General features: G+C 43.6%; 6 protein-coding genes. 2 read left to right on the top strand and 4 right to left on the bottom strand.

The window, feature by feature from the left end; all coding sequences use genetic code 11:
- Positions 1-175: 175 nt before the first annotated feature.
- The 4 genes from gcvP to ACSFVZ_RS20275 form a co-directional block, all read right to left on the bottom strand.
- On the bottom strand, positions 176-3,064 hold the full coding sequence (gene gcvP, locus ACSFVZ_RS20260; RefSeq protein ID WP_235382793.1) for an aminomethyl-transferring glycine dehydrogenase: 2,889 nt from the start codon (positions 3,062-3,064) through the stop codon (positions 176-178).
- A gap of 199 nt (positions 3,065-3,263) precedes the next feature.
- Positions 3,264-3,653, bottom strand: coding sequence for a glycine cleavage system protein GcvH (gene gcvH, locus ACSFVZ_RS20265; RefSeq protein ID WP_062570365.1), 390 nt, complete (start codon positions 3,651-3,653; stop codon positions 3,264-3,266).
- A gap of 88 nt (positions 3,654-3,741) precedes the next feature.
- Positions 3,742-4,824 carry a glycine cleavage system aminomethyltransferase GcvT gene (gcvT, locus tag ACSFVZ_RS20270; protein WP_295512575.1) on the bottom strand — a complete coding sequence of 361 codons (1,083 nt, stop codon included), beginning with the start codon at positions 4,822-4,824 and terminating at the stop codon, positions 3,742-3,744.
- A 180-nt stretch (positions 4,825-5,004) separates the two neighbouring features.
- Positions 5,005-5,604, bottom strand: a complete 600-nt coding sequence (locus tag ACSFVZ_RS20275) for a hypothetical protein (RefSeq protein ID WP_054560756.1) — start codon at positions 5,602-5,604, stop codon at positions 5,005-5,007.
- A gap of 124 nt (positions 5,605-5,728) precedes the next feature.
- On the opposite strand from ACSFVZ_RS20275, the gene ACSFVZ_RS20280 reads away from it, so the two are divergent.
- Together ACSFVZ_RS20280 and ACSFVZ_RS20285 are read left to right on the top strand one after the other, a co-directional pair.
- On the top strand, positions 5,729-6,574 hold the full coding sequence (locus ACSFVZ_RS20280) for a LysR family transcriptional regulator (RefSeq protein ID WP_054560757.1): 846 nt from the start codon (positions 5,729-5,731) through the stop codon (positions 6,572-6,574).
- A gap of 688 nt (positions 6,575-7,262) precedes the next feature.
- Entirely contained in the window at positions 7,263-9,413 is a 2,151-nt protein-coding gene (locus ACSFVZ_RS20285; RefSeq protein ID WP_235382792.1) for a TonB-dependent receptor family protein, read from the top strand.
- Positions 9,414-9,917: the final 504 nt, after the last annotated feature.

A 9,917-nucleotide genomic window follows, 5' to 3' on the forward strand; every position in this document is an offset into this window, starting at 1 on the left:
CCCTAGGGTATAAAAGTCCCATGCAGTACGAACAAATTAATTAAACCCCGTGTCTACTTTATCGGGGTCAGATCATTAATCTGACAGCTGACGGCTGAAAGCTGATAGCTGTTTTCCAACAAAAAAGCCGTTACATTGCTGTAACGGCTTTTTGGCATTTGAATTTAATCAAACCTTAATCACGGTATGTCTCTACCGCTGGGCATGAACAAACTAGGTTACGGTCGCCGTATACGTCATCGATACGGGTTACTGTAGGCCAGAATTTGTCTTTTGCTACGCTTGGTACTGGGAATGCTGCGTAGAAACGGTCGTATGCACGATCCCACTCATTGCCTAGTACGTCTGCTTGTGTGTGCGGTGCAAACACTAGCGGGTTGTTTTCAATTGACCATTCGCCAGATGCGATACGGTCGATTTCTGACTTGATTGACACCATTGCTTCGATGAAACGATCAATCTCAACTTTAGACTCAGACTCAGTTGGCTCAATCATTAGTGTGCCAGCTACTGGGAATGACATAGTTGGTGAATGGAAGCCGTAGTCTTGTAAACGTTTAGCTACGTCCATTTCAGAGATGCCTGTTTGTTCTTTAAGTGGGCGTAGGTCAACAATACACTCGTGCGCAACGCGGTTGTTACGGCCACGGTATAAAATTGGGTAGTGCTCGCTTAGCTTCTCAGATAAGTAGTTAGCGTTCACGATAGCCATTTCTGTTGCTTGTTTTAAGCCTTCAGAGCCCATCATGGCGATGTATGCCCACGAGATTGGTAAAATAGCCGCTGAGCCGTAAGGGGCAGCAGAAACCGCACCGTTACCGATGTTTGTGCCAGCAACATTAATTACGCTGTGGTTAGGCATAAATGGCGCTAGGTGAGATTTAACACCGATTGGGCCAACACCTGGACCACCACCACCGTGTGGAATACAGAATGTTTTGTGTAGGTTAAGGTGCGATACGTCAGAACCGATTGAACCTGGGCTTGTAACACCTACTTGCGCGTTCATGTTTGCGCCGTCCATGTACACTTGACCGCCGTGCTGGTGCACGATGTCACAGATTTCACGAATTGTTTCTTCGTAAACACCGTGTGTAGATGGGTAAGTGATCATGATACAAGATAGGTTTTCAGATACCTCTTCGGCTTTCGCTTTAAGGTCTGCCATATCAACGTTACCGTTTTTATCACAGTCAACAACCACGATTTTCATGCTTGCCATTTGTGCAGACGCTGGGTTTGTACCGTGCGCTGAACTTGGGATCAAACATACGTTACGATGACCTTCACCGCGTGACTCGTGGTATTTACGAATCGCGATTAAGCCTGCGTATTCACCTTGTGCACCTGAGTTAGGTTGTAGTGAAACAGCATCGTAACCTGTGATATTTACTAACCAATCATGTAACTCTGTCATCATGATTTGGTAACCCGCTGCCTGATCAAGTGGGCAGAATGGGTGTAGGTTTGCAAACTCAGGCCAAGTGATTGGGATCATCTCAGCTGTCGCATTAAGTTTCATCGTACATGAACCTAATGAGATCATTGAGTGGTTAAGCGCTAAGTCTTTGTTCTCTAGGCGCTTGATGTAACGCAACATTTCAGTCTCGCTGTGGTACGAGTTGAAGTTAGGGTGCGTTAAAATTTCGTCATCGCGTACTAGGCTTGCAGGAATTGAGTTGCTGCCGTTTACTTCGATTTCGTTTGCTAGTGCGTCAACGCTTAGGCCGTGATCTTCACCTAAGATGATGTCAAATAACTCAGCTACGTCTGCACGGGTTGTTGTTTCTGATACAGAAATTGAGTATTCACCTGCGCGGTTAGACGCAAAGTTAACGCCGTTTGCTACTGCACGTGCAACAATTTCGTCTTTGTTATCTGCAACAACAGTTAGCGTATCAAACCATGTATCGTGCTTAAGGTTTAAGCCTTTTGATTTTAAGCCAGCCGCTAAGATGTCTGCAAAACGGTGGATACGCTCAGCGATAGTTTTAAGGCCTTGTGGACCGTGGTAAACCGCATAGAACGCTGCCATGTTCGCTAGTAATACTTGCGCTGTACAAATGTTTGAGTTGGCTTTTTCACGACGAATGTGTTGTTCACGTGTTTGCATTGCCATACGCAGTGCGTCGTTACCTAAACGGTCTTTAGAAACACCGATAATACGACCTGGTAGTGAACGCTTGTACTTGTCGCGTGTTGCGAAGAATGCAGCGTGTGGACCACCGTAACCCATAGGTACACCAAAACGCTGTGCTGAACCAAGCACTACGTCTGCACCTAGCTTACCTGGTGCTTTAAGCAGTAATAAGCTCATGATGTCTGCAGCAACACAGGCAATCGCTTTTTTGCTTTGTACGCCAGCGATTAAATCGGTTACGTCAGTGATTTCACCGGTTGTTGATGGATATTGGAATAACGCTCCAAAAATGTCGTGGTCTAGTGCTTCAGCTGCTTTACCAACGATAACGTCAAAACCGAACTGCTCTGCACGTGTTGCAACAACGTCGATTGTTTGTGTGTGCACGTCATCAGCGATGAAGAATGCATTTGCTTTAGACTTAGCAACACGCTTTGCAAGGCCCATTGCTTCTGCCGCAGCCGTTGACTCGTCAAGTAATGACGCGCTTGCTAAATCAAGACCTGTTAGGTCTAGGGTCATAGTCTGGAAGTTTAATAATGATTCTAAACGACCTTGTGCAATCTCTGGTTGGTATGGTGTATACGCAGTGTACCAGCCTGGATTCTCAAGTACGTTACGTAAAATTACGTGTGGTACGTGAGTTGGGTGGTAGCCTTGACCGATGTATGATTTGAACACTTTATTTTTGCTTGCTACTGATTTTAAGTAGCTTAGTGTTTCAACTTCAGTGCGGCTTTCGCCAATTGATAAACCTTGCTCTAAGCGAATGCTTGCAGGTACCGTTTGACCGATCAGCTCTTCAACACTCGATACTCCAAGAGCGCTCAGCATGTCGCTTACTTGCGCTGGGCTTGGCCCAATGTGACGGCGAATAAAATCTTGCTTTTGCTCTAATTGTTCAAGAGATTTGGCGTTTGACATTTGTCCAGATTCCTATGATCCAAAAAAAAGTGGTTACTGCCAATGGGTAACTGGCAATAACTTAAAAACGTGTTGATTTAGTAACTTACAGCGTATGGAAAGGTAAGCTATAAAATCATAAAAGCCCCTGTGAAACCCAAGCTACGTATTTTATTAGCTGGGGATCTAGACGGGGCTTTTAGTCGGCGTGACTAATTAATTAGTCTTCGTCGATTGTGTTAGCGTAGCCTTCAGCGTCTAACAGGTTATCAAGCTCTGATGTGTCAGATGCTTTGATACGGAATAACCAACCGTCAGTGTACGGGTCGTTATTTACTGTTTCAGGCGAATCTTCAAGATCTTCGTTGATTGCAACGATTTCACCGCCGATTGGTGCGTAGATGTCTGATGCTGCTTTTACAGACTCAGCTACTGCACAGTCTTCACCCGCGTCAACTTCATCACCAACTTCTGGTAATTCAACGAATACCATGTCGCCAAGAAGTTCTTGTGCGTGCTCAGTGATACCTACAGTAAACGTACCGTCACCTTCGTCGCGAACCCACTCGTGTGAAGTAGCATATTTTAATTCGCTTGGGATATTGCTCATCTTTTTGTTCCTTTGGTTCTGTTACCAATCATGCTAACAACTCAACATGATTGGCATTATTAGGTGATAACACCAAATTTTTTATAGTTTAGATAACTGATTTGCCGTTACGTACAAAGCAAGGTTTAACAACCTTAACGTTAACCAGTTTTTTACGCATCTCTACTTGGGCTGTTTCGCCAGTTGAACGCGGAACGCGTGCTAGCGCAACACTGTGACCAAGAGTTGGTGAGAATGTACCAGAGGTAATCACCCCTTCACCACCTTCAACGATGACTTTTAAACCGCTACGCAATACGCCTTTTTCTTCAAGCACTAAACCAACTAGTTTGTCTGTGCTCTTGTCAGCGCGTTGCTGTTCTAATACTTCACGACCGATAAACTTACGATCTTCTGGCTCCCATGCGATTGTCCACGCCATGTTTGCAGCAAGTGGAGAAACACTTTCGTCCATATCTAGGCCGTAAAGGTTCATACCTGCTTCAAGACGTAACGTATCACGTGCACCTAGACCCGCTGGCGCTACGCCTGCGTCTAGAAGTTGTTGCCATAAATCAGCAGCTTGATCGTTAGGTACTACGATTTCATAACCATCTTCGCCAGTATAGCCTGTTGTCGCAATAAATAAATCACCTGCTTGCACACCAAAGAAAGGCTTCATACCTTCAACAGCAGCTTGTTGCTCTGCGTTAAGTACTGTTGCTGTTTTAGCACGTGCGTTAGGGCCTTGAACGGCAATCATTGCAAACTCAGGACGCTCAGTAACCGTTACGGCGAAATCAGCCGAAACTTTAGCTAAATGCGCTAAATCTTTTTCACGTGTTGCTGAGTTAACAACTAAACGGTAGTTCATTTCTGAGAAGAAATAGATGATAAGGTCGTCGATTACGCCGCCTTCTTCGTTAAGCATACCTGTGTAAAGTGCTTTACCCGGTACAGTTAACTTAGCAACGTCGTTTGCCACTAGCTTACGTAAGAACGCTTGTGCTTGCTCGCCTTGAACATCAACAATTGTCATGTGAGATACGTCAAACATACCTGCATCTGTGCGAACCGCATTATGCTCTTCGATTTGTGAGCCGTAGTTGATTGGCATTTCCCAGCCGTGGAAATCAACCATTTTTGCGCCAGCTTCAAGGTGCTTAGCATGTAAAACTGTTTTAGAAGTCATAATATTCCTTCACTTTTAAATTAACCCACAAGTTGTGGGGCGTGGCCTCAATTTAATGAGGGGGAATAACATGGGCGGCGATTATACATTAGTTGCACAGTTGTCACACCCAAATTGCGATTTTGTAACTAAAAAACAGCTAAACACCCAAGTGCGTAGCTGTTTTAAAAATTTTATGTTTTAAGCAACGTTGGCTAACGCTAAATCAAAGCCGAGCTGCTGTAAGTGCGTTTGCCATTTATCAAGCTCTGCTTGGCGCGCCACCAGCTGAAATTGCTGTGTTGCTTGGTTATCTATGGCGGTAATAAATACCTCACCGCTTTGTGCACCATAGCAGCTGCGCATGTCTGATAAACGCAGCCCCGGCGTTAGCTTAAAGCTGTCGACCAAGGCATCAAACGCTTGCTCACCACTTAGGGTTAGTGCGCTTAAATCGTCACGCATTACATAATCAATGTCGTAACGTAGTTGTTGCTCATTAATAAGCGACTGTAATTGCACGCTGGCATCTTTACCTAATACAAAACGAAATGCAGTTTCGTTAAAGTAATACAGGGCATAAGCGTAGCTGCTTGTTAGGTCATCGTCTAATGAACTACGTAAGCCTAAACCGCTGGCGGTTAGCTTATTAATATCAAGACCTAAAATAGCCGTTAAAAATGGGATTGCTTCAGTGCCACTAAAATCCATAATGGCAGTATCGCTATTTGCTTGTAGCACGTTGTCTGCTGGGGTCTCAGCTTGGCTGTGGCGAGCAAACATTATTGGCGTAAAAGTCATATGTGACACCTATCAATCATTAATGGCTGAAGTATATTGCGCCGTGCTGGCAACAACAAATTGTAATTATTTATCAATTGATAAATAATGCTTATATACATAGCCCTATAAATAGAATTTTTTAATGAAAAACATTTCTACCGATAGTTTACGTACTTTAGTCACTGTTGTTGAAGTTGGCGGGTTTGCCAAAGCAGGTGAATTATTAGGGCTATCGCAACCGGCTGTGAGCTTACAAATAAAGCGTCTTGAAGACATGCTGGGCCATAAGCTATTTAAAAAGCAAGGCCAGCGCCAAGTGCTTAATCAATATGGCGAATTGCTTATGCCATTAGCGAAGCAAATGCTGCAACAAAACGATGCCATTTTACAGCAGTTCACCAGCGAAAACGTGACCGGTAAAGTGCGTTTGGGGATCCCCAGTGAATTTGCCGCACGTATTTTACCGTCGATCATAGGTGACTTCGTGGCCCTCTACCCTGATGTATCGCTCGAAGTGCGCTCTCGTTTGAGTAAACATTTGTTGTCGGTCTCGCGCCAAGATCAATTCGATTTAGTATTGGCATTAAACGAAGAGCTAGAATCTGCCAAGTTCCCTATCTTTATGCAAGACCAACTAGTATGGGTGGGTGATTTAAACCTTGCACAAAATGATGTGGTCACGCTTGTAACCGCCCCCGAGGGATGTATTTATCGCCGCCGCGCAATCGAAGCACTGCAAAGTGCGGGTATTAAATACCGCATTGCCTACAGTAATGCCGACTTAACCGGCCTAACTGCAGCATTAAAAGAAGGCTTAGGCATTACGGTGCTTGCAAAAAGCACCGTACCGAATGAGCTTAACTACCAACTACAAACCAAAGACCTCCCTGAGCTTGGTCAAATCGGTATTAGTTTAATTAAACGTACCGACGACCCCGGCACCGCCGTAGATAAACTCGCCGAATTTATCGCCTTACGTTTGACGTAGGTGTGAGTTTTCAAAATTGTAAAAACGATTTTATATCTCGTAATTCAATGAATACTCACAAAGAGGTATAGAGACGCTTCGCGCTACATAAAAAAAGTAATACTCACAAAGAGGAAAAGAGACGCTACGCTTTAGAGTTAAAACTACATAATCTTATGGTCTTTCTCATTATCTTCTCTTTGTGCAAAAAATAGTGAAACGTTGGGTTTCGCTCCGCTCTTTCCAACCTACGAGCTAATAAATCAAGCAATGTAAGTCGTCATTTATGGCGACACATAATAGTTAAAATTGACGGGCTAAAGCCCGACCTACATCTTGTTTCTGTGGTTTAGATAAGCATCGCGCGAAATAAATTTCACGCCTACAGGTGAGCATTTCAATTTAACTATGCGCAGGCACAATCTAACTAAAGGTTATAGCTTCTTTCTCCTTTACTCTTTCTAACTCGCTAACTTTTGAATCTGATAGCAGACGACTCGAGACGTTGTGTTTCGCTCCGCCTATTAAGTTTTACTTAACACCAACCCAAACCCGATATCGTAATACAATACTACTGTATTTCTTATAAGTGATTTAATTCATAAACTTACAGTTCATACCTGTTTTATTACAAATAGGATTGATTCGCATTATTTTACATGTTTTAATTGCGCCGGTTAAAAAAATCTAAACATACACAGGACACACAATGACACCTAAGTTTATTGTTTCTACGCTTTCGACTGCGGTCGCTTTATCTTTAAGCGCTAATGCTTTTGCAAAAGATGTAACTAAAGAAGAGAAAAACTTCGAGCAAATCACTGTAATTGGCTCTGCATCTGCAATTAACGATATTCCTGGCTCTGCTACTTTTATTGATGAGCAAGAACTAGAAAAGTTTGAATATACTGATATCTCTCGTGTTTTAAGTGCTGTACCTGGTGTATATGTACAAGAAGAAGACGGCTATGGCCTTCGTCCTAACATCGGTATGCGTGGTACGGGTACGGGTCGTAACGACAAAATCTCAGTAATGGAAGATGGTGTACTTGTAGCACCAGCACCTTACTCAGCGCCTTCTGCTTACTACTTCCCTACTATGGGTCGTATGGAGTCAATCGAAGTACTTAAAGGTGCAGCTTCTGTTAAGTATGGCCCACGTACAACAGGCGGTGTTTTAAACTTAGTTTCTCGTAGCTTACCAACTGAAGGGTCTAAAGGTTTACTTAACGCCGAGCTTGGTAGCGACGGTTTCTACAAAGGTCATGCTTACTTCGGTAAAAAGAAAAACAATGCTGCGGGCCTTGTAGAAGTATTTACTTACGGTGCAGATGGCTTTAAAGATTTACCTGTAGGTAGCGACAACACAGGCTTCGAAAAGAACGATTTCTTATTAAAGTTTGGCTTTGACTTTGGTGATAACGAAGCACACAGCCTAGAAATGAAGTTAAAGTACTCAGACGAGCGCTCTGACGAAACGTACATGGGCTTAACTGACGTTGATTACCAAGAAAACCCTTACCGTCGTTATGCAGCATCGCAAAACGATGAAATGAACACACAACACAATGCATACCAAATCAACTATGCATACCGCTTCGGTAAAGGTTACGAGTTACTTGCTACTGCTTACCTAAATGACTTCCACCGTAACTGGTATAAAGCAAGCAAAGTAGGCACAAGTAACCTTGAGCAATACAGCGAGTTTGAAGCAAATCCAACGAGCGAAGGTATTGAAGGCGTTGCAGTAAAAGCAAACAACCGTGATTACCAAGCGAAAGGCTTACAAACTGAATTCCATATCCCTGCAGGTAGCCACTACATCACTGTTGGTGCGCGTTACCACGAAGATGAAATGGATCGCTTCCAATGGCAAGACAAATACACGCTTAATCAAGACCTATCAATGACGCTAACTGAAAAAGGCGTGCCGGGTTCTGATAGCAACCGTGTAGACAGCGCCGAAGCGACGACCCTATTCATTCAAGATGAGTGGTCACTTGATGCATTAGTCATTAGCGCAGGTCTTCGCTACGAAGACATCACAATCAAACGTGTTGAATGGGCTAAGTCTGATCCAAACCGTGAAAATGGCCTAACAAAAGACATCAGCAACGACACAGAGATCTTAGTTCCATCACTAGGTGCTACTTATACTGTAAGCGATAACCTAACGCTTCTTGCTGGTATTCAAAAAGGTTACGCTCCAGCGGCACCGGGTAACGCAGATCAAGAAGAAGAAGAGAGTGTTAACATTGAGCTAGGTGGTCGTTACGATTACGCGGGTATTCAAGGTGAAGTAATTTACTTTAACTCTGACTACACAAACATGCACGGTAACTGTACTGCGGCTGTAGGTTGTAGCGATGACAACATTGGCGATCAATACAACTACGGTGAAGTATCTGTGTCTGGCTTTGAGCTAAGTGCAGGTAAAGTATTTGCTGCTAATGCAGCTTCGTTCCCTGTTCGCTTAACTTACACTTACACGGATTCTGAGTTCGACAACGCGTTTGAATCAGATCTTTGGGGTAGCGTAGAAAAAGGCGATGCAATGCCATACGTGCCTGAAAACCAATTAGCGCTTTCAGTGGGTGCTGAGTTCTCAAGCTTTGTATTCGATACGCAAATGCGTTATGTATCTGATGCACACGCAGACTTAACTAGCTCAGGTCGCAATGCAATCGACAGCCGCGTTGTATGGGATTTAGCTGCTAAATACCTAATCGACGACAAACAAAAAGTATACTTAACAGTAGACAACCTGTTTGACAAAACCTACGTTGCAAACCGTGCAAACGGCGGTATTCAACCGGGTAAACCACGTACCCTACAACTAGGTTACAGCTACTCGTTCTAATAAAACGACTTAGCGAAATATCAAAAGCCGTGTGATGAAAATCCCACGGCTTTTTTGTGGGTGAGAGTTAGCGAGATTGTAGCCGCGATTTTATATCGCGTAATTCAATGGATGCTCACAAAGAGGATAAGAGGCGCTGCGCTTTAGAGGAAAAACTACATAACTTTATGGTCTTTCTCATTCTCTTCTCATTGTTTTCTCTTTGTGCAAAAAATAGTGAAACGTTGGGTTTCGCTCCGCTCTTCCCAACCTACGAGCTAATGAATCAAGCACTGTAAGTCGTCATTTATGGCGACACATAACCGCTAACATTGACGGGCTAAAGCCCGACCTACGTGTTGCTTTTGTGGTTAAATAAGCATCGCGTGAAATAAATTTCACGCCTACGGATAAGCATTTCAATTTAACTATGCGCAGGCACAATCTATGATCTGACTCCATAAAAGTAGACACCTTTTTGGAGTCAGTAATCATGAAAGTAAAACCATATCGTAAACATTCGCT

The organism is Pseudoalteromonas nanhaiensis, assembly GCF_051235485.1.
In the GTDB taxonomy this organism is placed as follows: Bacteria; Pseudomonadota; Gammaproteobacteria; order Enterobacterales; family Alteromonadaceae; genus Pseudoalteromonas; species Pseudoalteromonas lipolytica_C.

Bases quoted from the DNA above. Each gene is read 5' to 3' on its own strand.
- gcvT (WP_295512575.1), bottom strand. From the start codon at position 4,824: ATGACTTCTAAAACAGTTTTACATGCTAAGCACCTTGAAGCTGGCGCA.
- gcvH (WP_062570365.1), bottom strand. From the start codon at position 3,653: ATGAGCAATATCCCAAGCGAATTAAAATATGCTACTTCACACGAGTGG.
- ACSFVZ_RS20285 (WP_235382792.1), top strand. From the start codon at position 7,263: ATGACACCTAAGTTTATTGTTTCTACGCTTTCGACTGCGGTCGCTTTA.
- ACSFVZ_RS20280 (WP_054560757.1), top strand. From the start codon at position 5,729: ATGAAAAACATTTCTACCGATAGTTTACGTACTTTAGTCACTGTTGTT.
- gcvP (WP_235382793.1), bottom strand. From the start codon at position 3,064: ATGTCAAACGCCAAATCTCTTGAACAATTAGAGCAAAAGCAAGATTTT.
- ACSFVZ_RS20275 (WP_054560756.1), bottom strand. From the start codon at position 5,604: ATGACTTTTACGCCAATAATGTTTGCTCGCCACAGCCAAGCTGAGACC.